This is a genomic window from Massilibacterium senegalense, assembly GCF_001375675.1.
In the GTDB taxonomy this organism is placed as follows: Bacteria; Bacillota; Bacilli; order Bacillales; family Massilibacteriaceae; genus Massilibacterium; species Massilibacterium senegalense.
This window is the reverse complement of the sequence record NZ_LN831786.1, coordinates 1,388,058-1,412,932: the sequence shown is the minus strand read 5'-3', so window position 1 is coordinate 1,412,932 and position 24,875 is coordinate 1,388,058. Positions and strand designations below refer to the sequence as shown.

At 34.4% G+C, this 24,875-nt stretch carries 23 protein-coding genes; 18 read left to right on the top strand and 5 right to left on the bottom strand.

Features of this window, described 5'->3' with window-relative positions; genetic code table 11:
• Positions 1 to 21: 21 nt before the first annotated feature.
• Positions 22 to 1,707, top strand: coding sequence for a septation ring formation regulator EzrA (locus BN1372_RS10410; RefSeq protein ID WP_062199219.1), 1,686 nt, complete (start codon positions 22 to 24; stop codon positions 1,705 to 1,707).
• 38 nt (positions 1,708 to 1,745) lie between these two features.
• Here the strand turns inward: BN1372_RS10410 and brnQ are convergent, their stop codons facing one another.
• Positions 1,746 to 3,116: a branched-chain amino acid transport system II carrier protein gene (gene brnQ, locus BN1372_RS10405; protein ID WP_062199217.1), complete on the bottom strand. Its 1,371-nt coding sequence runs from the start codon at positions 3,114 to 3,116 to the stop codon at positions 1,746 to 1,748.
• Positions 3,117 to 3,424: 308 nt separating this feature from the next.
• On the opposite strand from brnQ, the gene BN1372_RS10400 reads away from it, so the two are divergent.
• From BN1372_RS10400 to mbcS, 3 genes are all read left to right on the top strand, one after another.
• Positions 3,425 to 4,567: a cysteine desulfurase family protein gene (locus BN1372_RS10400; RefSeq protein WP_062199215.1), complete on the top strand. Its 1,143-nt coding sequence runs from the start codon at positions 3,425 to 3,427 to the stop codon at positions 4,565 to 4,567.
• A complete protein-coding gene (gene thiI / locus BN1372_RS10395) occupies positions 4,564 to 5,769 on the top strand; it encodes a tRNA uracil 4-sulfurtransferase ThiI (RefSeq protein WP_062199213.1) in 1,206 nt (401 codons plus the stop codon). Before BN1372_RS10400 ends, thiI begins: the two co-directional genes overlap by 4 nt.
• Before the next feature lie 138 nt (positions 5,770 to 5,907).
• Positions 5,908 to 7,488, top strand: a complete 1,581-nt coding sequence (gene mbcS, locus BN1372_RS10390) for an acyl-CoA synthetase MbcS (protein ID WP_062199211.1) — start codon at positions 5,908 to 5,910, stop codon at positions 7,486 to 7,488.
• A 57-nt stretch (positions 7,489 to 7,545) separates the two neighbouring features.
• Here the strand turns inward: mbcS and BN1372_RS10385 are convergent, their stop codons facing one another.
• Positions 7,546 to 8,346 carry an NAD kinase gene (locus BN1372_RS10385; protein WP_062199209.1) on the bottom strand — a complete coding sequence of 267 codons (801 nt, stop codon included), beginning with the start codon at positions 8,344 to 8,346 and terminating at the stop codon, positions 7,546 to 7,548.
• Between the two features lie 303 nt (positions 8,347 to 8,649).
• Here BN1372_RS10385 and sppA point away from each other — a divergent pair, with 303 nt between their 5' ends.
• The 7 genes from sppA (at position 8,650) to BN1372_RS10350 (ending at position 14,839) form a co-directional block, all read left to right on the top strand.
• Positions 8,650 to 9,654 (top strand): signal peptide peptidase SppA, encoded by a 1,005-nt coding sequence (sppA, locus tag BN1372_RS10380; RefSeq protein WP_062199207.1) that lies wholly within the window; start codon positions 8,650 to 8,652, stop codon positions 9,652 to 9,654.
• A 14-nt stretch (positions 9,655 to 9,668) separates the two neighbouring features.
• Positions 9,669 to 10,151 (top strand): RDD family protein, encoded by a 483-nt coding sequence (locus tag BN1372_RS10375; RefSeq protein WP_082419020.1) that lies wholly within the window; start codon positions 9,669 to 9,671, stop codon positions 10,149 to 10,151.
• Between the two features lie 77 nt (positions 10,152 to 10,228).
• Positions 10,229 to 10,858 (top strand): DUF2953 domain-containing protein, encoded by a 630-nt coding sequence (locus tag BN1372_RS10370; protein ID WP_062199203.1) that lies wholly within the window; start codon positions 10,229 to 10,231, stop codon positions 10,856 to 10,858.
• The gene (gene ytfJ / locus BN1372_RS10365) at positions 10,839 to 11,252 is read left to right on the top strand and encodes a GerW family sporulation protein (protein ID WP_062199201.1); all 414 of its coding nucleotides are present in this window, start codon (positions 10,839 to 10,841) and stop codon (positions 11,250 to 11,252) included. Before BN1372_RS10370 ends, ytfJ begins: the two co-directional genes overlap by 20 nt.
• A 280-nt stretch (positions 11,253 to 11,532) precedes the next feature.
• Positions 11,533 to 12,033 carry a thiol peroxidase gene (gene tpx / locus BN1372_RS10360; RefSeq protein ID WP_062199199.1) on the top strand — a complete coding sequence of 167 codons (501 nt, stop codon included), beginning with the start codon at positions 11,533 to 11,535 and terminating at the stop codon, positions 12,031 to 12,033.
• Positions 12,034 to 12,289: 256 nt separating this feature from the next.
• Complete coding sequence (locus tag BN1372_RS10355; RefSeq protein WP_062199197.1) at positions 12,290 to 13,282, top strand: class I SAM-dependent methyltransferase; 993 nt, start codon at positions 12,290 to 12,292, stop codon at positions 13,280 to 13,282.
• A 348-nt stretch (positions 13,283 to 13,630) separates the two neighbouring features.
• Complete coding sequence (locus BN1372_RS10350; protein WP_062199195.1) at positions 13,631 to 14,839, top strand: acetate kinase; 1,209 nt, start codon at positions 13,631 to 13,633, stop codon at positions 14,837 to 14,839.
• Between the two features lie 28 nt (positions 14,840 to 14,867).
• On the opposite strand, the gene BN1372_RS10345 is transcribed toward BN1372_RS10350, so the two are convergent.
• Complete coding sequence (locus BN1372_RS10345) at positions 14,868 to 15,182, bottom strand: hypothetical protein (RefSeq protein ID WP_062199194.1); 315 nt, start codon at positions 15,180 to 15,182, stop codon at positions 14,868 to 14,870.
• Between the two features lie 442 nt (positions 15,183 to 15,624).
• Between BN1372_RS10345 and BN1372_RS10340 the strand changes: the two genes are divergently transcribed.
• The 6 genes from BN1372_RS10340 (at position 15,625) to arsC (ending at position 22,028) form a co-directional block, all read left to right on the top strand.
• Entirely contained in the window at positions 15,625 to 16,818 is a 1,194-nt protein-coding gene (locus BN1372_RS10340) for an argininosuccinate synthase (protein ID WP_062199192.1), read from the top strand.
• A gap of 12 nt (positions 16,819 to 16,830) precedes the next feature.
• Positions 16,831 to 18,213 (top strand): argininosuccinate lyase, encoded by a 1,383-nt coding sequence (gene argH, locus BN1372_RS10335; protein ID WP_062199190.1) that lies wholly within the window; start codon positions 16,831 to 16,833, stop codon positions 18,211 to 18,213.
• A gap of 193 nt (positions 18,214 to 18,406) precedes the next feature.
• Complete coding sequence (gene putP, locus BN1372_RS10330; protein WP_062201285.1) at positions 18,407 to 19,849, top strand: sodium/proline symporter PutP; 1,443 nt, start codon at positions 18,407 to 18,409, stop codon at positions 19,847 to 19,849.
• A 131-nt stretch (positions 19,850 to 19,980) separates the two neighbouring features.
• Complete coding sequence (locus BN1372_RS10325; protein ID WP_062199188.1) at positions 19,981 to 20,289, top strand: ArsR/SmtB family transcription factor; 309 nt, start codon at positions 19,981 to 19,983, stop codon at positions 20,287 to 20,289.
• Between the two features lie 14 nt (positions 20,290 to 20,303).
• Entirely contained in the window at positions 20,304 to 21,596 is a 1,293-nt protein-coding gene (locus tag BN1372_RS10320) for an arsenic transporter (RefSeq protein WP_062199186.1), read from the top strand.
• A 15-nt stretch (positions 21,597 to 21,611) separates the two neighbouring features.
• A complete protein-coding gene (gene arsC / locus BN1372_RS10315; protein ID WP_062199184.1) occupies positions 21,612 to 22,028 on the top strand; it encodes an arsenate reductase (thioredoxin) in 417 nt (138 codons plus the stop codon).
• Positions 22,029 to 22,072: 44 nt separating this feature from the next.
• On the opposite strand, the gene BN1372_RS10310 is transcribed toward arsC, so the two are convergent.
• Positions 22,073 to 23,365, bottom strand: coding sequence for an ArnT family glycosyltransferase (locus tag BN1372_RS10310; protein WP_074018179.1), 1,293 nt, complete (start codon positions 23,363 to 23,365; stop codon positions 22,073 to 22,075).
• Positions 23,366 to 23,484: 119 nt separating this feature from the next.
• Positions 23,485 to 23,934: a universal stress protein gene (locus tag BN1372_RS10305; RefSeq protein ID WP_062199182.1), complete on the bottom strand. Its 450-nt coding sequence runs from the start codon at positions 23,932 to 23,934 to the stop codon at positions 23,485 to 23,487.
• Between the two features lie 172 nt (positions 23,935 to 24,106).
• Between BN1372_RS10305 and BN1372_RS10300 the strand changes: the two genes are divergently transcribed.
• Entirely contained in the window at positions 24,107 to 24,871 is a 765-nt protein-coding gene (locus tag BN1372_RS10300) for an SDR family oxidoreductase (protein ID WP_062199180.1), read from the top strand.
• Positions 24,872 to 24,875 lie beyond the last annotated feature (4 nt).

Below are 24,875 nucleotides of genomic sequence, written 5' to 3'. Positions count from 1 at the left end.
AGTCGTAAGGAGGAACTTGTCGTGACTTGGATTATTGCTATATTTGCTGTATTATTTATTATTTTTGGTTTGACTACATGGTTTAGAAAAAAATCCTATGCGGAAATTGATCGATTAGATTCATTAAAAATGGAATTAATGAGTCGACCGATGACAGAAGAAATCGCTAAAATCAAAGCATTAAATGTAAAAGGTAAAACGGAAGAAAATTTTGAAAAATGGCGAAGTGAATGGGACGATATTATTACTGTTCATATGCCAGAAATCGAAGAACAAATTTTTGATGCTGAACAAGCAGTAGACAAATACCGTTTTACAAAGGTAAAACAAAAATTGAAAGATACGGAAGAACGATTACTGCACACAGAAGAGCAAATGAATAACATTATTAAAGAAGTGCAGGAGTTACTTCAACATAAAGAAGATAATGAAAAAGACTGCCAAGAAGTTGAGACCCTATTAGCTAACACGAGAAGAACGATGTTAGCGCATCATTTATCCTTTGGTGAAACGGTTACGTATTTTGAAGAAGAGCATCAACGATTAAAAGAACAATACGAATTGTACCAACAGTTTATTGATGAAGGGGACTATTATCAAGCGCGAGAAGTGTTAGTAGAGGTAAAAGAAAAACTCGTAGAGATGGACGAAAAAATGGGAGAAGTTCCACAGCTGCTAAGTGAATTGAAACATAACATCCCAAATGCATTAGATGAATTAGAACGCGGACAAAAAGAAATGGAAGAAGACGGATATGATTTAACGTATTTATCGATTCAAAAACAAATTGATTTGTTAAGAAAAGAATTACCGAACATGTATGAAAAGATGATAAAAGTTCAAATTGATGATGTGAAACATTCTTTAGAAGATACGAATCAAAAAATTGACGATATGTACGATCAATTGCAAAAAGAAGTTATTGCAAGACAATTTGTGAAAGTAGAATCAGCCCATTATGAAGAATGGTTAAAAAGAACAACAGAAAAAATTCAAAAATTAGAAAAAGAAGCGTTGGATTTACAAGAAACATATCATTTAATGGATTCCGATGTTGTGAATGAACATTATTTTAAACGCGAACTATCACAAGCAACAAAAAAATACAATCTTGTGGCTGATACGTTAACGAAAGAAAAACAATCTTTCGTATTATTAGAACAAACATTAAAAGAAGTAGAAGAAAAATTAAAAGCAGTGGATCAAGCATATGAGGAATATATCGAAACGCTTCAAAGTTTACGTAAAGATGAATATGAAGCAAAACAAAAATTAAAAGCAATGCGACATCAAGTATTAGAAATGAGTCGGAAAGTACAAATTCATCATTTACCAGGCGTGACGAGCGAATATAAAGTATTAATGGAGCGCACAAAAGGTAAACTAGAAAAATGTAAAAATCAGTTGGAAGAAAAGCCACTTCAAATGGATGTCATTAACCGTTTATTGAAGGAAGCAGAAGAAATGGTGAATGATCTACAAACCCAAACGAATAAAATGATTGAGCAAGTGCAATTATTTGAACGATTAATCCAATATGGAAATCGGTATCGAAGAAAATCTAAAGAATTGTCTCGTCAACTAGACGAAGCAGAACAAGCATTTAGAGAATGTAAATATGAACAAGCGCTTGAAAAAGCAGCAATGTCGATTGAGCGAGTTAGTCCAGGCTCTATCCAACAATTAGAATTACCAGTGAAAAAGTAAAAGCGATGTTACGTACGTAACATCGCTTTTTTTTTGGCTTATTGTAATGGTTTTTCTTCTTGTTTGGTTAAGATAGCAATGACAAATCCGATTAAACCACCGATTAAGGAAGGAACTAACCAACCAACTTGTTTGCTATAAAAAGGTAAAAATGAATTGAAAAAGTCAATGATTTGTGTAACATTTACACCAAATGCATTTAATCCGTCAAAAATACTAATGAGAAGTGCTCCGATAACTGCCCCTACATAAACAGCTTGATATCCATTGAAGAATGGATGTAAGAATGTGAGAATCATTAGTACGATCGCAATTGGATAAATCATTAATAATACCGGAATGGTAATTTCAATTAATTTAGCTAATCCAACATTCGCAATTGTTGCCCCGATAAGTGTTGTGATGACAGCTACTTGTTTATACGTCACGCCAGGAATTACTTTGGAGAAAAATTCCCCACAAGCAGAAACAAGACCGATTGCTGTTGTTAAACAAGCGAATAAAATGGCAGCGCCTAAAATAGCAGTTCCAGTCGGACCGTATAATTCTTTGGCAATAATAGAAAGAATAGCTCCGCCGTTATCTGCATCTTTTGTTAAATCACGACTTGTTGCCCCGATATAAGAAAGTGCAAGATATACTGCTCCTAATAAAGAAGCGGAAATAAAGCCTGCTTTAATGGTACTTTTTGCGATGATTTTTGGATTGGTGACATTTCTTTGCTTAATTGCATTAATAATAACAATTCCAAAAACAAGCGATGCAAGTGCATCCATCGTTCCGTAACCATCGACAAACCCTGTGAAAAATGGTTCTTTTGCATAGTTTCCTGTAGCACTTTGTAAATCACCTAATGGGAACAAGATTCCTTTAATAACTAAAATAACGATAACTGCTAAAAGAATAGGTGTTAAAATTTTTCCGATTCGGTCGACTAATTTAGATGGATTTAATGCAAATAATAATGTAACCGTAAAGAAAAGAACGACAAACAAAAATAAAGGCAACCAAGAAGTTTGATCAACCATTTTTGCTACCCATTCGTAATCTTCTGAAAATTTAGATAGATAAGGTACGACTGCAATTTCATACGATACCGTTGCTGTACGCGGAATCGCAAAAATAGGACCAATTGTTAAATAAACGATAGTTGTAAAAAATAGTCCGAATTTTGGATGCACACGTCCGGCAATTGTTTCTAAGTCTCCATTTGAAATGGCAATAGCGGCAATTCCGAGTAATGGAAGACCAATTCCGGTCGTTAAAAAGCCAAGCGCGGCGATCCAAACATCCTCCCCAGCTGCTTGTCCAAGAGCAGGAGGAAATATCATATTTCCGGCACCGAAGAACAAAGCAAAAACCATTAAGCCAATCGCAAGAATGTCTCTTGACGATAATGAGTTGTTCATGTTGTTTCCCCCTAATAGTAGTTAATACAATAGAACATATTATCACAAATTATTGTTAAAAAGTGAGTATATAAAAAAGTTCTAATATTTTGTATTTTTCAAAAAATTAATATATTTAAATATTTTTAAAAAATAAGAAATTACCTTAACCATCTTCCCTGCATATTGAAAGGGGCTTTTTATATAGTAAAAAAACAGAGTACTAGCAAGGAATTTGTTATCGTTTCATACTTCTTACTCGGAAAGGAGAAAGAAAATATGGTATCATTAAAAAATGCAAACACTCAAATAAGGAGTATAGGAAATAAATGATTTATTTTGATAATAGCGCCACCACGAAACCGTATGATGAGGTGCTTAAAACATATACAGTAGTAGCGAGAGATTTTTTTGCAAATCCATCTTCCTTGCATAAAAAAGGTGCGGAATCAGAACGATTATTACAGCAAGCAAGACGATTTGCAGCGGAACTTCTTCACGTGAAAACAAACGAGATTATTTTTACTTCCGGAGGTACGGAAGGGAATCAACTGGCCATAAAAGGAATGGCCCATTTTTATAAAGCACGTGGGAAACATATTATTACGACTCAAATAGAACATCCGTCTGTATTGCAAGCATGTAGACAGTTAGAAGAAGAAGGGTTTGACATTACTTATCTTCCAGTGGATCAAACAGGACGAATATCTCTTTCTGATTTAGAATGCGCAATTAGAAACGATACGATTCTCGTTTCGGTGATGCATGTAAATAACGAAATAGGAACCATTCAACCTATTGAGGAAATTGGACAATTATTAGCACAAAGACATACGGTTATGTTTCATGTCGATTACGTACAAGGTTTAGCAAAAGTACCACTTGATTTAAAAAAAGCACATATTGACCTATGTACGATGTCTGGTCATAAAATTCATGGATTAAAAGGAACCGGAATGTTATATGTACGAAATGGTGTGCAATTAGAACCGTTATTTACTGGAGGCCAACAAGAGTTTTGTCTGCGGGCAGGGACAGAAAATGTAGCTGGGATTGTCTCGTTAGTGAAGGCTTTACGAATATCTTTTGAAACATATAACGAAAAGAAAACACAAATTAAGCAAGTAGAACAATATTTGCGAAAGGAACTTTCAGCATTAAAAGGAGTGTATATTAATTCGCCGGAAGAATACCATGCATCTCATATTTTAAATGCTTCATTTCTTTCCTTTAAACCAGAAACAATCGTTCACGCCTTAGAGGAAAAAGGAATTTATGTTTCCACGAAATCAGCTTGTTCCTCCAAGCAAGAACAAAAAAGCTACGTGTTAGCTGCTTGCTATGAAAAGGAAGAGCGAGCAAAACATTCGATTCGATTTAGTTTTTCGTATGCTAACACGCTAGAAGAAGCAAAAAAATGTATAGAAGAGATTTCGGTATTATTGACACAACTAGAGGAGGTCGACAAATGAAGTATGAGCAACTAGTCGTACGCTATGGTGAAATAACATTAAAGAAGCGAAATCGAAATCAATTTATTCATCAACTACTTCAAAATATAAGAGAAGCGCTAGATGCTTATCCAGAGGTACACATCCAGGCATCGTTTGACCGAATTTTTATTTCATTAAACGGAGTAGACTATCAGCCAGTTGTGAAACGATTACAAAAAGTATTTGGTATTTATTCTATTGAAGTAGTCGTTACAACAGAGTTAGAACTTGAAAGTATTCAAAAAGGAGCACTCGAGGCGTTTCAAGCGATTGAGCAACCAATTCAAACGTTTAAAGTTGCAGCGAGGCGTTCTAATAAAACGTTTCCTATTCTAAGTAATCAATTGAATTATGAGATTGGTAGCTTTATTTTGCGTTATACAGAAAACATTACCGTAGATGTGCATCATCCTGATGTGACAGTAAAAGTAGAAATACGTGGCAAAGAAGCTTTTATCACTTGCCTCCATTATGAAGGGCTCGGAGGCCTTCCGGTAGGAAGTAGTGGGAAAATCTTATTGCTTCTTTCAGGTGGAATTGATAGCCCGGTAGCAGGGTTTTTAACGATGCGTCGCGGTGTTCGCTTAGAAGTAATTCATTTTTATAGTCCCCCATATACGAACGAGCGAGCGAAGCAAAAAGTAGAAGATTTAGCAAAAGTATTAGCAACTTACAATGGGAAAATAAAACTACATCTCGTACCGTTTACAAAAGTACAAGAAACGATTCATCAAGAAATGCCGTCTAACTATACGATGACAATTATGCGTCGTATGATGTTTCGGATTGCAGAAGAAATTGCGAAAAAAAATAATATTTTGGCATTAGCAACGGGAGAAAGCTTAGGTCAGGTAGCTTCTCAAACGCTTTATAGTATGAATACGATTAATGAAGTGACAACTTTACCTATCATTCGACCTCTAGTATCCATGGATAAAGTAGATATTATAAAATGGGCCCGAAAAATTGAAACATACGATATTTCGGTCTTACCATACGAAGATTGTTGTACGATATTTTTACCACCTTCTCCAAAAACAAAACCAAAACGACAAGATGCAAATAAATTTGAGCAATATTTACCGGTAGAAGAACTAGTAAAAGAAGCGGTAAATCAAACAAAAGTGATAGAGATAAATGAGATGGGTGTTTTAGAAGAAAAATTTAAACATTTATTTTAGAAGGAAAAAGCAGTGGAAATGAAGAAATAATTATTCCACTGCTTTTATTTTATAAAGAAGAGCTCGTAAAGTATACTGAATAATCGAATTATTCTGTTAAATGAAAGCGTTATGAATTCATTTTAGGAGGGGACCTGTATGAATCGAGAAGAGCTAATTGCAAGTGAGTGGTACAATTTGACAAGTGAGTTTGAAAAGTATGCACAAGATCCGAATAAACTAGCACTCATTTTTAAAGACGATGAGGGAAATGAAGAAGAAATTACGTATGCTAAATTAGTAGAGCGAACAAATCAAATTGCAAATGTTTTAGCGCATTCTGGTATGAAGCAAGGAGAAAAAGCACTGATTATCATGCCACGTCTTATTGAAACTTATGCTGTCTATATGGCTTGCTTAAAGTCTGGTATCGTTGTTATTCCTTCTTCGGAAATGTTACGCGCAAAAGATATTTCATATCGGTTACATCATGGTGAAGTATCAGCTGTTATTAGTTATGCTGAATATACACATGAATTTGATGAAGTAGAAGATTATCCAGCTAGTTGGAAACATAAATTTATTGTTGGTGGCACAAAAGGAGGGTGGAAGGGTTTATCAGAATTAGCAAATGATGAATCTGCATCGTTTGAAGGAGCAAAAACACATCGCGATGACATGGCATTTTTATCATACACATCAGGAACGACAGGTTTACCTAAAGGAGTTGTTCATACGCACGGTTGGGGGTATGCTCATTTAAAAACAGCTGCTTCTAATTGGCTAGCGATGGAACAAGATGATGTCGTTTGGGCAACTGCGGGACCAGGGTGGCAAAAGTGGATATGGAGTCCTTTTGTTTCAGTACTCGGAAGCGGAGCGACAGGTTTTATTTATCGTGGTCGTTTTGAACCTAAAAAATATTTGGAACTAATGGAAACGTATAAAGTAAACGTATTATGTTGTACACCAACGGAATATCGATTAATGGTAAAAGTAGATAATTTAGAACAATATAATTTATCCCACTTAAGAAGTGCGGTGTCTGCTGGAGAACCGTTAAATCGCGAAGTCATCGATACATTTGAACGTGTTTTTCAAGTGAGAGTGCGCGATGGGTATGGACAAACAGAAAATACATTACTGGTCGGAACACTATTAAATATGGACGTAAAACCAGGGTCTATGGGGAAACCGACACCAGGAAATATCGTGGAAATTATCGATGAAGATGGGAATCCTGTTGAAGTTGGAGAAGTTGGGGATATCTCCGTCCATAAAGATACACCAGCGTTATTTAAACAATATTATAAAGATCCAGAACGGACAATGGCAGCTTATCGTGGTGATTATTATGTAACGGGAGATAAAGCTTCTAAAGATGAAGATGGGTATTTTTGGTTTGAAGGTCGTGGAGATGATATTATTATTAGTTCGGGTTATACGATAGGGCCTTTTGAAGTTGAAGATGCGTTAGTAAAACATCCTGCAGTGCAAGAATGTGCAGTAGTTGCCAGCCCGGATGAAATTCGTGGGAATATTGTTAAAGCATTTGTAGTATTACGCGAAAATTTTGAACAAAGTGATGCATTAACAGCAGATCTTCAGGAACACGTCAAAGAGTTAACAGCCCCATATAAATATCCGAGAAAAATTGAATATGTATCGTCGTTACCAAAAACGACATCCGGAAAAATTCGTCGTGTAGAATTAAGAAAACGTGAGTTAGAATTAAAATAAAGAGATGGGAAAAGGGACGTCCAATTAGTTGATTTTTTCAACGATTGGACGTCCCTTTTATGATAAAAAACTACGTTTTACTTTCTGCCAAAATGAATTGTCTTTTAATTTAATTGTTTTAATTCTACGGTCTTGTAAGCGAACGTTAATTTCTTCAATTTGTTTAAAGCTAAGTGCTTCATTATCAAATCCGATAACAGGATAATTATTTCCATCTGGAATGATGCGTAACGTTAAAGAACGCTCCCCGCTTAGTATGAACGGTGAACCGAGTGTTCGATATTTTGTATTATTTAAAGAAGCAAGTTCGCTCACTTGCATACAAGGTAGCAATGGATCAACAACCGCACCAAAGACAGATTTGTTATACGCCATACTACCTGTTGGAGTAGAAATAATTAAACCATCTCCACGAAACGTTTCAAAATGAAGATCATCAATAAAAACATCCATACTAATCGTTTTAATAATAGAGGAACGAATTGATGTCTCATTTAACGAATAAAAAGAGGAAGAATTATTAATGGTTGTTTCGATGGTACGATATTTTCGAACTTCCACTTTTTCTGTTTGAAGTGCTTCGACTAATCCTTCTACATCATTTAAATGAAAATCGCAATAAAAGTTTTGTGGTTTCGTACCAATCCCAACATAGAGACAATCATCACGAAAACCTGTTTTGCGAACAGATTGTAAAAAGGAACCATCGTTTCCGAAACTGGCGATGATATTCGCATCTTTATGGTGATTTACAATAGTAAATCCATATTTTTTTGCTAATTCAATCAGCGGTTCAATTTTATTCATCAAATATGGATCTTGTTTGTAAAAGAAAAAAAGATTTTTACGATCGGTCATAATTGAATCTCCTCCGAATTATATATAAATAGATTGTCTTACATATGTCATACCCTTTTTTCCAAAAAATAATAGTTTCTCCTATCTTATCATGACAAATTGCATAGACGAAAGATAAAAGTATTCATTTTACCCCTTATTAACGGGGAGTAAGACCCCACTGATGGTAGATTTCTTTATTATAATGTATCATAACTTTGTAGGAGATTGGAAAAAAAGAAAGAAATGAAACGTTTTTTGCGTTACAATCGTATAATGTATAAAGAATGCATTCATTCTATATGAATTTAGAGGAGGAATTTTATGAACGCAAAGAGATGGATTGCATTAGTGATTGCAGTTGTAGTTGTCTTTGTTTCATGGGGAGTAAGTTTTGCCATGTCTTTATTTACACAAAATTTTGAGTCCGTATTTTCAAACATTGCAGAACAAGAATACTTTGAAACAGTGATTGAAGAAGGAGATAGCTTAGATAAAATCGTAGTTTTAGATGTTGAAGGTGTTATTTTAGATAGTGGAAAAGCAACTAGTTTACTTGGTCAAGAATCATATAATCATCAGTTGTTTTTAACGATGTTAACGGATGCGATGCAAGATGAATCTGTAAAAGGTGTCGTACTTAGTGTCAATTCTCCGGGCGGTGGAGTGATGGAAAGTGCAGAAATTCATCATAAAATTGTTCAATTGAAAAAAGAATATGATAAACCAATTTATGTATCTATGGGATCGATGGCAGCATCAGGCGGATACTATATTTCTGCTCCTGCTGATAAAATTTTTGCAACAAAAGAAACGTTAACAGGTTCACTAGGTGTTATTATGAGCGGTTATAATGTAGCAGGATTACAAGAGAAATTGGGAATTAAAGATCAAACGATTAAAAGTGGTCCTCATAAAGACATTATGTCTTCTAATCGCGAAATGACAGAGGAAGAAAGACAAATTATGCAGTCCATGATTAACAACTCTTATGATGGATTCGTAAAAGTTATTAGTGAAGGACGTAAGATGTCTGAAGAACAAGTTCGTCAAATTGCAGATGGACGTATTTATGATGGAATTCAAGCAAAAGAAATTAACTTAATTGATGACTTTGGCTATTTAGAAGACGTGACAGCAGCGATGAAAAAAGATGTTGGCGATGAATCATTATCAGTTGTTCATTATGGACAAACGGCTACTTTTTCGTCATTATTTAGTGCAAAAGCAAATAAACTGTTAGGAAAAGAAGATGATGCTGTAACTAAATTTTTACAATCTGTAGCATCCCCATCTTCACCACGATTAATGTATTTATATACTGAATAAGGAGGAGAATTGGGATGGATATGACATATGAAGAAGTCAATCAACCAACGTTGTCGACGAATGATATAGTTGGAGAAGAAAAAACGTTTCGATACGCGGGATTTTGGATGCGTTTTTGGGCCTTTCTTATCGATATGTTCGTAATCGGAGCGTTAAATCGAATTATCATTAATCCGTTTTTTTCCTTTGAATTAATTCCAGATCCTTTAGGAACGATTCCAACGCAAGCTATATTGACAGCTATTATTGGGTATACTTATTTTGTCTTAATGACAAAATTTGCGCAACAAACATTAGGAAAAATGGTTCTCGGTTTAAAAGTGATTAATAAAGAGGGAGAACCCCTTTCGTGGACAGATTGCATTTTCCGTGAAGTAATTGGAAAAATTATTAGTAAAGTAGGATTTGTCGGATACATTATTGCTGGGTTTACACCTAAAAAGCAAAGCCTGCACGATTTGTTTGCAGATACGTATGTGATTCAGACAAAAGAATAAATAAGCTAAAAATAAACTTGTCTTTTGATAAGTTTATTTTTTTTTGCCTTTGTCCATAATGGAAAAAGGAGGATATGATGTGGAGTTTACTAATCGTTGTTTGTTTCATCTTGTTCTTTATTTTGCTTTTTTGTATGCGCATTACAGTCATCTTTCAATACCAGCATCACGAAAAGAAAGATCACTTAATGGTTCAAATTATTTTCTTATACGGGCTTGTTCGTTTGAAAAAAGAACTATCCTATGTTGCTCTTTCAAATGATTTAAAAAGTGTGAAAATGAAAACAACAGAAGGAGAAAAGAAAAAATGGACGCTAGAGAATACAAAAAATTCGATAAAAAATATGCAAAAGTTCGTACATGAAATGGAAGATGTGTACCGTACTATGCATGCGTTCTTACAATCTGTGCATGTAAAAAAATTAGAATGGGCGACGTCGTTTGGCGTAGCAGATGCTTATACGACCGCTTTATTATCCGGGACATTATGGACAATAAAAGGGACGGTTCAAGCGCTTCTTTATCAATTTTGTCACGTTGAAAAACGACCTGTTTTTTCTGTTCATCCACATTTTTCTACTTTTATGTTTTCCGTCATGATAGAAGGTATAGTTTCCATTCGGTTCGGTCAAGCTATAAAAGTGGCATACCGTTTTGCAAAACGAAATGTAAGGAGGAACCGTCAACATGATGAATCATCCAATTGAAGGATTAATGAAAACGGCAATGGAAAATTTAAAAGAAATGATTGATGTAAATACGATTATTAGTAATCCAATTGAGGCACCAGAAGGAACTATTATTATGGTTGTTTCCAAAGTTGGATTTGGATTTGTAGCTGGAGGAAGCGAATATTACAATAAAGAACTTCATTCAGAACAAGGACTTCCATTTGCTGGGGGTAGTGGTGGTGGTGTATCTATTACACCGATTGGTTTCTTAGTTGTTCGTCCAGATGAAATTAAAATGATTCATGCGGATGAAAATACCCACTTATTGGACCGTATTTTAGATTATGCCCCACAAGTCGTAGAAAATATGAAAGAGTTATTTCAAAAAAAACAACGAGAACCAATGAATGGACAGCAAGATACAATTTGATAAACATATTCACCTTTTAGAATAAAAAAAGAACTAATCAACTTCTTTATCTCTATAAAAAGAAATCTTCTATCAGTCGGAGTTTTTTCACTTCCCCCACTTAATTGACTGTTTTTCAGTCTTACCTTAACATTTTTAAATGCCCGTTAATGAGTGATAAAAGTTGGTAAGAATGAATAAGTGGTAGAAAAATAAGTATAATGATACTCAAATTAGTTGCAAACATTGGAAAGTACCGTTATCATTAACACTATAGAGATGTTATAAAGGAGGAAGATTTATGGCTAAATTTGTGTTTGGTGGAAAAGAATTAGAACTTCAAGGAAAAGAAATGAAAGTAGGAGATCAAGCTCCTGATTTTAAAGTAGTAGCAAACGACTTAAGTGAAGTAACGCTAGCGGATTCAAAAGGGAAAGTACGTATTATTAGCGTTGTTCCTTCTTTAGATACAGGTGTATGTGATAAACAAACACGTACATTTAACGAAGAAGCAGCAAAACTTGGAAATGTTGAAATTTTAACTGTAAGTGTGGACCTTCCATTTGCACAAAAACGTTGGTGCGGTGCTGCAGGAATTGACCAAGTAAAAACAGTAAGTGACCACCGTGACTTATCATTTGGTGAAGCTTATGGTGTAGTAGTACCAGGTTTCCGTTTACTTTCTCGTGCAGTATTCGTTGTAGATGCAAACGATAAAGTTACATATGTTCAATATGTGCCTGCAGCTGGTGAAGAACCAAATTACGATGCAGCAGTGGAGGCAGCGAAAGCGGCTCTATAATGAATAAAGCTCCCGATCATTATCGGGAGTTTTTTCATTTTTTTGCACCCCTATCTCCCCTAATATTCTATTATGCAAATATTATATTCAAAGTAAAAAAATATACAAATATCAAGTAATTGTAGAAAAAATGTTTCTACTCGTATCATTTAGGTAATACTAAAAATATAGAGAAAAAGTTTCCTATCTCTTTTTTGTTTAAAAATGGCCTATGTTTTTGCTAAAATAAACTTTTAGGGATATGGAGGGATTAGACATGGATGAAATGCAACAAATAGAAAAAGTATTTAAATGTTTAGATGAAACGACACGTTTAATATCAGAATATCAAAATATATCATATTTAGAAGCGCTCATTGAAACAACAGAAAATATTTATACAAAAGAAATAGAAGAACCATTGGATGAGGAAACGGAACAACAATTGGCGCGTATTTATGAATGTATACATAAACAAAAACCGAGTAAAGCATTATTACAAAAAGCATTTCAATTTGCCGTTATAAAAGGGATGAACGATGATCCGTCATTTAATTATCAACCAACCCCAGATGCAATCAGCCTTTTAATAGCTTACTTGATTCAATTAGTTGTACCGAAAGATAAATTACCAACTATTTTAGATGTAGCGGTAGGAACAGGAAATTTAATGTTTCATATAAAAAAGGAACTTCCACAAGCGGAATTAATCGGTATAGATGCAGATCCGTTGTTATTACGATTAGCGTATGTACAAGCAAATCTACTAGAAGAAAAACTAGAACTATATCATCAAGATAGTGTGATGCCACTTTACTTGGACTCAGTAGACATTATTTGTTCAGATTTACCAGTAGGTTATTATCCGAATAATGACATAGCAAAAACATTTCAAGTAAAAGAAGTAGAAGATAATCACACCTATGTTCATCATTTGTTAATCGAACAGTCACTTCGATACTTGAAAAATGATGGATCTGCATTTTTCCTTATTCCGAATGACTTATTTGTAAGTAAACAAGCAATTAATTTAAAGAAAATGATAGAAAAAGAAGCTATTATTTATGGAGTTGTTCAACTACCTATTTCTTTATTTAAATATGAACATAACGCAAGAAGTATTTTATTTTTACGCAAGAAAAATGAACAAGTGAAAAAACCGAAACAAGCACTTTTAGCATCTCTTCCTACATTCCAACATAAAGAAGAGCTTAGAAATGTAATGAAAGAAATCAATAAATGGGTGGAAGATAATAAAGATTGTTTTTAGAAAAAAAACGCTATCGAAAATAATTATTTTTCGATAGCATCTTTTACATATTTGTGAGGGGAAAAGGGCGTTATGTTCTTCTCTGCTAAGTAAAAAACTTCTTTTACTAGAATAAAAAGAAAATTTTGATTATGAAAATGTTGAAAAAAGATTGAATATTGAATAGAAATTCATTAAAGTAAAAAGTAAGAATAGTAATTAATATTCTTCTTTATGTGAAAATATTCTTTTTTATTTTTCACAACTTCACTTATCCACTATAGATATAAAAATAAAAATAGAGAAGCGACACGAAACAAGATAGTCATACATAAAAATGATTGATTTAAATCGAAGGGAGCGAAAGGAATGTCTAATATTTTAGCTATTAACGCTGGAAGTTCGTCATTGAAATTCCAATTATTAGATATGCCAAATGAAGTTGTTATTTCAAAAGGATTAGTTGAACGAATTGGATTAGATGATGCAACATTCAGTATTGAAGCGAGTGGAAACAAGACAAAAGAAATTATGCATATCCCAGATCATTTTACAGCAGTGACCATTTTGTTAGAGCGATTAATTTCTAGCGGGATTATTATGGACTTGAGTGAAATAGATGGAATTGGACATAGGGTAGTTCATGGAGGAGAACGGTTTAGTGATTCTGTTTTGATTACGGATGAAGTAGTAGAAGCGATTCAACAATTATCAGAATTAGCACCGCTCCATAACCCAGCGCATGTAGTAGGTATTCAAGCTTTTCAAGATGCACTTCCAGATGTCCAGCAAGTTGCTGTGTTTGATACGGCTTTTCATCAAACGATGCCTCAAGAATCATATTTATATAGTTTGCCATATGAGTATTATGAAAAGTATGGTATTCGGAAGTACGGTTTCCACGGAACATCTCACAAATTTGTATCCCAACGAGCAGCGGAAATTTTAGGACGTCCAATTGAAGAGTTACGATTAATTTCCTGTCATTTAGGAAACGGTTCTAGTATTACTGCTATTGAAAGTGGAAAATCAATTGATACTTCGATGGGGTTCACCCCACTTGCTGGTGTTACGATGGGAACGCGTTCAGGAAATATCGACCCAGCACTTATTCCGTATATCATGGACAAAACAGGGATGACGGTGGAAGAAGTTATTCAAATGTTAAACAAAAAAAGTGGACTACTAGGAATCACTGGTTTCTCTAGTGATTTACGTGACATTCATTCAGAGGCGGAAAATGGAAATGAAAGAGCTAGTTTAGCATTAAATATTTTTGCTTCCCGTATTCATAAATATATCGGGTTATATGCTTCGGAAATGGGTGGTGTAGATGCGATTATTTTCACTGCAGGTATTGGAGAAAATAGTGAATTAATACGTGGTCTTATTTTAAAAGGATTAGAGTTTATGGGTGTATATTGGGATCCAGATTTAAATAAGATACATGGACAAGAAGCTTATTTAAATTATCCACATTCACCAGTGAAAGTATTAGTGATTCCAACGAATGAAGAAGTAATGATTGCGCGGGATACAATGCGTTTGATGGAGGAGCATCAAAAAGTTGCGATATAAAAAAAGAAGCCATTATTTGGCTTCTTTTTTATTGATGCATTTTTACGGAGATATTATTATTTGCACGGAACCATAACCATAAATCATTAATAGTGGAAGCTAGATCTGCAATCTCCCAATTTAAACGACAAGAGCTTTCGAAGTCTTCTTCATTATCTAGTTCGGCTTGTTTTTTATTAATAATAACTTCAAGCTCAAAAATACGATCAGGGATAGATCCTCTAATGTCTTCCCATTTTGCCAAAAGTTGTTCTTGTGTTTGAATAGAAAGGTTCTCCCACTCTGTATTTAGTTCTGGAAGTGCAATGCCCAGGCGTACATCTTCAATAAATTGATATTCCATACTTACTACCCCTCCTCATACTGTTGTCCTTATTGTAAGAAATATTTTTACATTTGTCATGAAACTTGAATAAAAAAATTAATCTTTATTCCTCATCAATGGGGGAAAGCCTACCACTTCAAAATGGTAAGGTAACACTGAGAACAGTTGAGTAGGAATCAAACTCCGCTAATCTATCTCCGCTTTTAAGATAAAAGTGGGATAGTACATCTAACCATCAGGGAAGAAATGTGAAAACCCCTACTGATGGAAGATTTCTTTATACTATTTTTTGAATATCTATTGAAATTTATAACGAAACTTGGTAAAGTATTCAACAGAACAAGCAATAATTTATAAGGTATAAGTGAAAACAAGGATGATACTGTCCTTTTCATTTTATATGAGATGCATAAAAATTAATTAACTAGAATGAATATTCAGACTGAAAGGAACGATGAACATGTCAAACAAAAAAGTAGTTTTAGCCTATTCCGGTGGTTTAGATACGTCTGTAGCAATTAAATGGTTACAAGACCAAGGGCACGAAGTAATTGCCGTTTGTTTAGATGTTGGGGAAGGAAAAAACCTTGACTTCATTAAAGAGAAAGCATTAAAGGTTGGTGCTGTAGAATCAATCGTAGTAGATGCGAAACAAGAATTTGCAGAAGAATATGCACTAATTTCTTTACAAGGTCACACTCTTTATGAAGAAAAATACCCATTAGTATCTGCTTTATCTCGTCCACTTATTTCTAAAAAATTAGTAGAAATTGCAGAAGAAAAAGGTGCAGCTGCGATTGCACATGGATGTACTGGGAAAGGAAACGACCAAGTTCGTTTTGAAGTTTCAATCCAAGCACTTTCACCAGGTCTTGAAGTATTAGCTCCAGTTCGTGAATGGAAATGGTCTCGTGATGAAGAAATTGAATACGCAAAACAACACAACATCCCAATTCCAATTAATTTAGATAGCCCATATTCCATTGACCAAAACTTATGGGGACGTGCAAACGAATGTGGAATTTTAGAAAACCCTTGGGCTACTCCACCAGAAGATGCGTATGAATTAACACAACCATTAGAAAAAACACCTGATGAGCCAGATTATGTAGAAATTGAATTTGTAGAAGGTGTACCTGTTTCATTAAATGGTGAAAAAATGGACTTAAATGCAATGGTTTTAAAATTAAATGAAGTAGCAGGAAAACATGGTATTGGCCGTATTGACCACGTAGAAAATCGTCTTGTAGGAATTAAATCACGTGAAGTGTACGAAGCTCCTGCTGCAATGACATTAATTAAAGCACATAAAGAATTAGAAGACTTAACATTAACAAAAGACGTGGCTCATTTTAAACCAATTGTATCTCAACGGTTATCTCAAATCATTTATGATGGATTATGGTTTACTCCACTTCGTGAAGCATTAGTAGCATTCATTAAAGAAACGCAAAAAGTAGTAACAGGTACAGTACGGATTAAGTTATTTAAAGGACATGCTATTGTAGAAGGACGTAAATCACCTAACTCACTTTATGATGAAAAATTAGCAACATATACAACAGATGACGAATTTGATCACGATGCAGCTGTTGGTTTCATCAAAATCTTTGGTCTTCCAACAAAAGTGAACAGCATCATAAATAAGAAATAAGAAGGTGGAAAAATGAGTGAAAAACTATGGGGTGGCCGTTTTACGAAAAGCGCTGAAGAATGGGTCGATGAATTCGGCGCTTCCATCTCTTTTGATCAACAATTAGTAGAAGAGGATATTCAAGGTAGCTTAGCGCACGTGACGATGCTCGGAAAAACTGGTATTTTAGCGGAAGAAGAAGTAGATAAAATTAAAAAAGGATTAACTACTCTTCTTGAAAAAGCGAAAAAGAACGAACTTATATTTTCAGCTGCCAATGAAGATATTCACCTAAATTTAGAAAAGTTTTTAATTGATGAAATTGGACCTGTTGGTGGAAAATTACATACTGGTCGAAGTAGAAATGACCAAGTAGCAACAGACATGCATCTATATTTGAAAAAACAAGTGCAAGAAATTTTAGAAGAAGTAAAGCATCTACAAGATGTATTAGTGAAAAAAGCAGAGGCACATGTAGAAACGATTTTACCAGGCTATACTCATTTACAACGGGCGCAACCGGTTTCTTTCGCGCATCATTTAATGGCTTATTATTGGATGTTTGAACGAGATTACGGTCGTTTAACAGATGCATTGCCTCGAATTGATAAATCACCGCTTGGGGCCGGTGCACTCGCGGGAACAACTTTCCCAATTGATCGCCATTATAGTGCAGAATTAATGGGCTTTAGTGGTATTTATGAAAATAGTTTAGATGCGGTTAGTGATCGTGACTTTATTCTCGAATTTTTAAGTGCGTCTTCTATTTTAATGATGCATATGTCACGCTTTTGTGAAGAATTAATTTTATGGTCATCACAAGAGTTTCAATTTATTGAAATGGACGATGCATATGCAACTGGAAGTAGTATGATGCCACAAAAGAAAAATCCGGACATGGCTGAATTAATTCGTGGTAAAACAGGTCGTGTTTACGGGAACCTTTTTGGACTGTTAACGACATTAAAAGGGTTACCTCTTGCATACAATAAAGATATGCAAGAAGATAAAGAAGGAATGTTCGATACTGTAACAACATTAAAAGGATCACTAAAAATCTTTGCAGCAATGATTGATACGATGAAAGTTCGTACAGAACGGATGAAAAAAGCAACAGAACAAGATTTTTCAAATGCAACAGAATTAGCAGATTACTTAGTGACAAAAGGCGTTCCATTCCGGGATGCACACGAAGTGGTTGGGAAACTTGTTTTAAAATGTATCGAAGAAAACAAATTCCTTGTCGATTTAACATTAGCGGAATTGAAAGAAGCAAATGAATTTTTCGAAGATGACATTTATCATGTTTTAAATCCTGTAACGGTTGTTAGTCGTCGAAATAGTGCCGGTGGAACTGGTTTTGAACAAGTAAAGCTTGCCATTGAAAAAGTGAAAAAATTACAAAAAAACAAATAAACCTTGATGGATTTGTCATCAAGGTTTTTTTTACTAATATAGAAAAGTCATGTATGACGGTTGCACCAGTTCTGTCTTTTTGATAGGGTTAAAAATGTATCCCTTTTGATAGAACTGCAAAAGGGGATCGTCGAAAAACTCACGAAGGAGAGGTTTTGTGAATTATCAAATTTGGGTTTCGATTATTATCTACATGGTGTTCATGCTACTGATCGGATTTTGGTCATATAAACGAACACAGAATTTATCAGATTATATGCTCGGAGGAAGAAAGCTAGGTCCAGCAGTAACAGCTCTATCAGCAGGTGCTAGTGATATGAGTGGTTGGATGCTAATGGGCTTACCAGGTGCAATGTATGCAACAGGGCTTTCTAGTATGTGGATTTCTGTTGGATTAGTTATAGGTGCTTATTTAAACTACATCTTTTTAGCTCCTCGACTACGAACGTACACAGAAGTTGCAAACAATTCGATTACTATTCCAGATTATTTAGAAAATCGATTTCATGACAAAACAAAACTTATACGTCTCGTATCTGCCACGATTATCTTCATTTTCTTTACATTATATGCCTCTGCAGGTTTAGTATCAGGTGGACGATTATTTGAAAGTGCGTTTGGGTTACATTATCAAACTGGTCTGTTGCTTACTGCTGGGATTGTGGTGATATACACATTATTTGGTGGATTTTTAGCGGTAAGTTGGACAGATTTTTTCCAAGGAATTATTATGTTTATTGCGTTAGTCTTAGTACCTGTCGTTGCGTTTACATCTGTCGGGGATGGAGCAACAGTTGTAAATGAAATTAAAAGTGTCGACCCATTATTGTTAGACGCTTTTCAAGGAACGACGGTTATTGGTATTTTATCCTTTTTAGCATGGGGATTAGGCTATTTTGGCCAACCGCATATTATTGTACGGTTTATGGCGATTAGTGATGTAAAAGAATTAAAAGCTGCACGTCGAATTGGAATAGGTTGGATGGCTATTGGTGTTACGGGTGCCATGTTAACGGGATTAATTGGTGTTGCTTATTATCATCAAAATAATATGACAATTGATGATCCAGAAACAATCTTTATTATGTTTGCGAACTTATTATTTCATCCATATATTACTGGATTTTTATATGCCGCTATTTTAGCTGCTATTATGAGTACGATTTCGTCTCAATTATTAGTTACTTCTAGTGCCATGACGCAAGACTTTTATCGTACATTCAAAAAACGAACTGCTCGTGATCGCGAATTAGTGTTTATCGGTCGTCTTTCTGTTTTAATTGTAGCGATTATTGCTATTTTCTTATCCTTAAATCCAAATGATACGATTTTAGGATTAGTAGGTTATGCATGGGCTGGATTTGGTTCTGCATTTGGTCCCGCTATTTTATTAAGTTTATATTGGAAACGTATGACAAGGTGGGGAGCGTTTGCAGGGATGCTCGTTGGGGCTACAACCGTTTTAATTTGGTCTAACATTACACCATTAAAAGAGTTTATGTATGAAATGATTCCAGGTTTTACGTTAAGTTTTATAGCCATTATTTTAGTTAGTTTATTCACGCAAGAAAAACAAAGCGAATTAAATGAAAAAATCCAAGCTACATTTGAACAAGTAGAAAAAAAGATAAAATGATAAAATGATAAAAAGATGAGTGTGTCCAACATACTCATCTTTTTTTATATTAGTTATTGATTATATATCATATCAAATATATAATTTATTTGTTGTTTACATATAAGTAATAGATTATATGAGGTGGGAAAATGGTATCTTTTTTAGAAGCAGAACAATTGTTAAAAGCATTAGGAGAAGAAACACGCTTGAAAATTGTGTATTATTTAACGCTTGATTCGTTTTGCGTTTGTGAATTAGTACAATTGTTAAACATGAGTCAACCATCCGTCAGTCAGCATTTAAAAAAATTAAAGCAAGTGGAACTGGTGACAGAAGAAAAAAGAGGGAAATGGATGTATTACTCGCTGAATAAAGCGCATATTTGGTATCCACTCATTTTACATTTAATTAGTATATTACCCAAAAAAGAAGTAAATTGTAAAATGACGTGTGACTAAGGGAGGGAAAAGCAATGGCGATTGTAGCCATTATATTATTCTTAACAACACTTTTGTTTGTTATTTGGCAACCAAAAGGATTATCGATTGGATATTCCGCTTGTGCAGGAGCGCTAGTTGCGTTAGTAGTTGGAATTGTTTCTTTTCATGATGTCATAGATGTGACGATGATTGTTTGGAACGCAACGTTAACATTTGTAGCGCTTATCATTATTTCATTAATTTTAGATGAAATTGGCTTTTTTGAATGGGCCGCTTTACATATGGCGCGTTTTGCAAATGGGAATGGCGTTCGTATGTTTTTTTTCATTATTTTATTAGGAGCAATCGTGTCTGCGCTATTTGCTAATGATGGGGCTGCGTTAATTTTAACTCCGATTGTGTTAGCGATGGTGCGAGCGTTGCAATTTAAAGAAAAAATGATTTTACCTTTTATAATGGCTTCTGGTTTTATTGCGGATACTACATCATTACCGCTTATTGTAAGTAATTTAGTAAATATCGTATCAGCGGATTACTTTCACATCGGATTCGTACAATATGCTACTCGTATGTTTGTTCCTAACCTATTTAGTTTACTAGCAAGTATGGTTGTACTATATGTATTTTTTCGGAAAAGTATCCCAAAAACATATGATTTGGAACATGTAAAACAACCGAAAGAAGTTATTAAAGATCAGCCATTATTTCGCTTATCATGGATAGTGTTGACGTTATTAATGGTTGGTTATTTTGCAAGTGAATGGTTACAAATACCGGTTTCTTTTATTGCAGGAACAATCGCTTTACTATTTTTATTGCTCGGAAAAAGAAGTGCGATTATTCAACCGTGGAGCATTATAAAAAGCGCGCCATGGGCAATTGTCTTTTTTTCTATCGGTATGTATGTAGTTGTATACGGATTGCGGAATGCAGGTTTAACGACACTTTTAGCAAATGTGTTAGAAAAAGCAGCGAATGAAGGACTTTTTGTAGCTACGATTAGTATGGGCTTCTTAGCTGCATTATTATCTTCCGTTATGAATAATATGCCCACTGTTATGATTAACGCTTTAGCTATTACGGATAGTGGTGTAACTGGAACAATGAAAGAAGCATTCATTTATGCAAACGTCATTGGGTCTGATTTAGGTCCGAAAATAACGCCAATTGGTTCATTGGCCACTTTATTATGGCTTCACGTATTACAAACAAAAGGAGTAAGAATTTCATGGGGTTATTATTTTAAGGTCGGGATTATCTTAACCATCCCAACATTGTTTTTTACATTATTAGGTTTCTATATATGGCTAACATTATTTAAATAAGCGAGGAGAAACATCATGAAAAAGAAACTTTATTTTTTATGTACTGGAAACTCTTGTCGTAGCCAAATGGCAGAAGGTTTTGGAAAAGTCTATTTACAAAAAAAATATGACGTATATTCGGCTGGAATTGAAGCGCATGGAGTAAATCCACTTGCAGTAAAAGCAATGAAAGAAATCGGAGTAGACATTTCGAATCAAACGTCTGATCAAATTAATCTGGATTTACTACACGAAGTGGATTTAATTATTACATTATGCGGAGATGCAAAAGATAAGTGCCCGGTTACTCCTCCGCATATTACGAGATGGCATTGGGGATTTGATGACCCAGCAAAAGCAGTGGGAACAGAAGAGGAAAAGTGGGTAGTATTTCAACGGGTGCGAGATGAAATCGGGGAAAGAATAAAGGAATTTGCGTTAGAAGGGAAGTAACAAAACAGTACTACATGATTATTGCATGTAGTACTGTTTTTGTTTTAGGCATGTTTAGTACCAATTGGATGAAAAAAGGATTGTCTGATCCAAAGTACGGTAGAGGAAATTCCAAAGGATGCAATTAAACAAATAATTGGTGAAATGAAATAACCATAACGGTCAATAGCTAAGAAAATATTAGAAAAAGCTGTATAAATAAAAAATGCAGCAAATAGCATAGTTACTATTTTATATTTTTGACTTTGTAATAAACAAAAAATTGATGTTATGAGTGCGGAAAGCATCGTAAAAATATGTAAGCTTTTAATAAATGGATAAAATGGATAGTAATAATAATTAAATGTTTCAGCAGGTTGTTTGTATAATTCTAATGTTTTGCCAACTGTAAACCATGAGAACCAATAAGTAAAATCATGTGTAAAACCATTTTTAATGGCGTATATGGCATATTGTTTTGAATCAGTAAAGCCAGATTCCGCCATTTCTCGTCCCACTTGTTCTAGTCCTTTTTTATTAAATGGGTCAATTCCAGCAATTAACGGATTGCCACCCTGTGTTGAAAATAAAACAAATTGATGTAAACTAATCCAATTTCGAAGTACCCATGGGCCGATAATTAGGATGGGTCCAATAATCCACCAAGAAGCAATTTTTAGCGATGTTTTTATTCCAAATTTATATAAAACAATGATAACACCTATTAACAATATTGGAGCTGGGTTTGGGCGAAACATAAGTAAAATAGAAGTAACGATACCAAACCAAATATGTAATTTCTTTGTGTTTTTTTTCACAGCTAAAATAAATAAGTAAAGAGCGAGCGAAAATAAAAATAACGCTTGTGGTTCTGTTAATAATGTGCGGAAATAATGGTACATTCCAAGTGAAGTTGTAAAAAGCCCACTAGCAATAATTCCATATAATCGATTTCTAAATAATGTAATTGCAATCAAATAAATAAGAAAAATTGTTCCAAGATCAAATAAAATATTCAATGTAATGCCAAGATGATAATAAGAAATTGGAAGTATTTTGGATAATAATAATACTCCAGCTAAGTAAATAGGTTGTCCGGGAGTAATGTAAGCATTTTTTTCAGGAAATGTTTCTGGATATAGTCCTGGTTCTAAATAAACATAACCGAATACACCTTTTTTTAATAATTTTTCTGCTGTCATCGTATAGTTATCCGCATCTACTGCTCCATACTTTACTTCGGGTACTTCATTAAAAGCATAGCCAGGGTTTTTTAGAATAAATAGTAGATGGAGAAGAAGAGCAGTCATTAAAATGATATATAATGATAATGGTAACTTTTTTAGATAGTGATACACGTGGCATCTCCTTTCTTTTAATACAGCTATAACTACTAATACTCAAAAGTATAATGGAAAGGTAAAAAAAGAACTAGCCCCTGTCTATGTGTAGAAAGGGGCTAGTCGAATATTGGAACTTATTTTGTTTCTTCGTTACGAACGATTAACACATCACATTTAGCATAACGTGTAATATGCTCCGATACAGAACCAATGAATAAACGTTCTACAGCAGTTAATCCTGTTGCACCACAAACGATTAAGTCTATTTCTTGTTTTGGGGCGATTTCACGTGGGATTTCCACTTTTGGTGAACCGTATTCTAAAATTGTCTCTACGTTAGTCACTCCAGCTTTTTCAGCTGTTTCTTTGTATTCGTTTAATAATTCTTCCCCGAATAAACGAGAGCGTTCGGCGATTGTGCGATCGTATGCATCAATAGAAGCAAATGTACGAGTATCAATGACATATGTGATGAAAAGTTTGGCACTGTCTGCTTTTGCAATTTCAAGTGATTTATTGAATGATTTTTTTGCTTCTTCTGAACCGTCAACAGCAACTAAAATATTTTTGTATTGTGAAGTCATATTAAATTCCCCCTAAAAATATTATTTAGATTATGTATACCCTTTTCATTGTAAAAGAAAACTAGGAAAAAAGATAGATTTTACTAGTGTTTCTTTTTCTAGGACCTTCTTTTTGTATTTTTTTTTATCATCAAGTACGATAGAGAAAGAGAATAAGGGGTGAGGTGGAAAAATGAAACGACATGCTTTTATAACCGCGGGAACGAAAGGTTTAGGACGAAAAGTAACGGAGGAATTTCTCCGCAATGGATATAGTGTATCCGTTAATTTTCGTAGTGATGAAGAAGCTGCCAAGCAATTATTAACTGACTTTAAAGAATGTGCTTCTGATATTCAACTTCTTCAAGGTGATGTAACGAAAAAAGAAGATTGTAAAAAGATGATGCCGTTAATTTTGAATCGTTTTGGTCGAATTGATTGTTTAATTAATAACGCAGGCCCCTACATTTTCGAACGGAAAAAATTAGCAGATTATGAAGATGAAGAATGGGAAGAGATGATCTCAGGGAATTTAAGTGGTGTCTTTTATTTGTTTAAAGAAGCAATTCCTTATATGAGAAAACAAAAATACGGTCGAATTATTACATATGGTTTTCAAGGAGCACAAGGTGCCCCTGCTTGGATTCATCGTTCTGCATTTGCTGCTGCGAAAGTAGGACTTGTGTCATTAACAAAAACAATTGCCATAGAAGAAGCGAAATATGGGGTGACAGCAAATATGGTTTGCCCGGGAAATATTGTTGGAGCAATGAAAGAAGCTACCATTGGAGACGCACGTCTGATTCAAGATGAACATACACCAGTAGGAAGATCTGGAACGGGAGAAGACATTGCGAGAATGGTCGCATTTTTATGTCATGAAGATTCAGATATGGTTACAGGTTCCGTTGTAGAAGTGACAGGTGGAATTGATGTGATTCATCGTTATCGTTCATAATTTT

What these genes read in the sequence shown, in the direction of transcription:
- BN1372_RS10350 (WP_062199195.1), top strand. Translation starts at nt 13,631, where the DNA reads ATGTCTAATATTTTAGCTATTAACGCTGGAAGTTCGTCATTGAAATTC.
- putP (WP_062201285.1), top strand. Translation starts at nt 18,407, where the DNA reads ATGGTGTTCATGCTACTGATCGGATTTTGGTCATATAAACGAACACAG.
- BN1372_RS10370 (WP_062199203.1), top strand. Translation starts at nt 10,229, where the DNA reads ATGTGGAGTTTACTAATCGTTGTTTGTTTCATCTTGTTCTTTATTTTG.
- BN1372_RS10305 (WP_062199182.1), bottom strand. Translation starts at nt 23,934, where the DNA reads ATGACTTCACAATACAAAAATATTTTAGTTGCTGTTGACGGTTCAGAA.
- BN1372_RS10300 (WP_062199180.1), top strand. Translation starts at nt 24,107, where the DNA reads ATGAAACGACATGCTTTTATAACCGCGGGAACGAAAGGTTTAGGACGA.
- ytfJ (WP_062199201.1), top strand. Translation starts at nt 10,839, where the DNA reads ATGATGAATCATCCAATTGAAGGATTAATGAAAACGGCAATGGAAAAT.
- BN1372_RS10325 (WP_062199188.1), top strand. Translation starts at nt 19,981, where the DNA reads ATGGTATCTTTTTTAGAAGCAGAACAATTGTTAAAAGCATTAGGAGAA.
- BN1372_RS10400 (WP_062199215.1), top strand. Translation starts at nt 3,425, where the DNA reads ATGATTTATTTTGATAATAGCGCCACCACGAAACCGTATGATGAGGTG.
- argH (WP_062199190.1), top strand. Translation starts at nt 16,831, where the DNA reads ATGAGTGAAAAACTATGGGGTGGCCGTTTTACGAAAAGCGCTGAAGAA.
- BN1372_RS10385 (WP_062199209.1), bottom strand. Translation starts at nt 8,346, where the DNA reads ATGACCGATCGTAAAAATCTTTTTTTCTTTTACAAACAAGATCCATAT.
- mbcS (WP_062199211.1), top strand. Translation starts at nt 5,908, where the DNA reads ATGAATCGAGAAGAGCTAATTGCAAGTGAGTGGTACAATTTGACAAGT.
- sppA (WP_062199207.1), top strand. Translation starts at nt 8,650, where the DNA reads ATGAACGCAAAGAGATGGATTGCATTAGTGATTGCAGTTGTAGTTGTC.
- arsC (WP_062199184.1), top strand. Translation starts at nt 21,612, where the DNA reads ATGAAAAAGAAACTTTATTTTTTATGTACTGGAAACTCTTGTCGTAGC.
- tpx (WP_062199199.1), top strand. Translation starts at nt 11,533, where the DNA reads ATGGCTAAATTTGTGTTTGGTGGAAAAGAATTAGAACTTCAAGGAAAA.
- BN1372_RS10340 (WP_062199192.1), top strand. Translation starts at nt 15,625, where the DNA reads ATGTCAAACAAAAAAGTAGTTTTAGCCTATTCCGGTGGTTTAGATACG.
- BN1372_RS10320 (WP_062199186.1), top strand. Translation starts at nt 20,304, where the DNA reads ATGGCGATTGTAGCCATTATATTATTCTTAACAACACTTTTGTTTGTT.
- BN1372_RS10375 (WP_082419020.1), top strand. Translation starts at nt 9,669, where the DNA reads ATGGATATGACATATGAAGAAGTCAATCAACCAACGTTGTCGACGAAT.
- brnQ (WP_062199217.1), bottom strand. Translation starts at nt 3,116, where the DNA reads ATGAACAACTCATTATCGTCAAGAGACATTCTTGCGATTGGCTTAATG.
- thiI (WP_062199213.1), top strand. Translation starts at nt 4,564, where the DNA reads ATGAAGTATGAGCAACTAGTCGTACGCTATGGTGAAATAACATTAAAG.
- BN1372_RS10345 (WP_062199194.1), bottom strand. Translation starts at nt 15,182, where the DNA reads ATGGAATATCAATTTATTGAAGATGTACGCCTGGGCATTGCACTTCCA.
- BN1372_RS10355 (WP_062199197.1), top strand. Translation starts at nt 12,290, where the DNA reads ATGGATGAAATGCAACAAATAGAAAAAGTATTTAAATGTTTAGATGAA.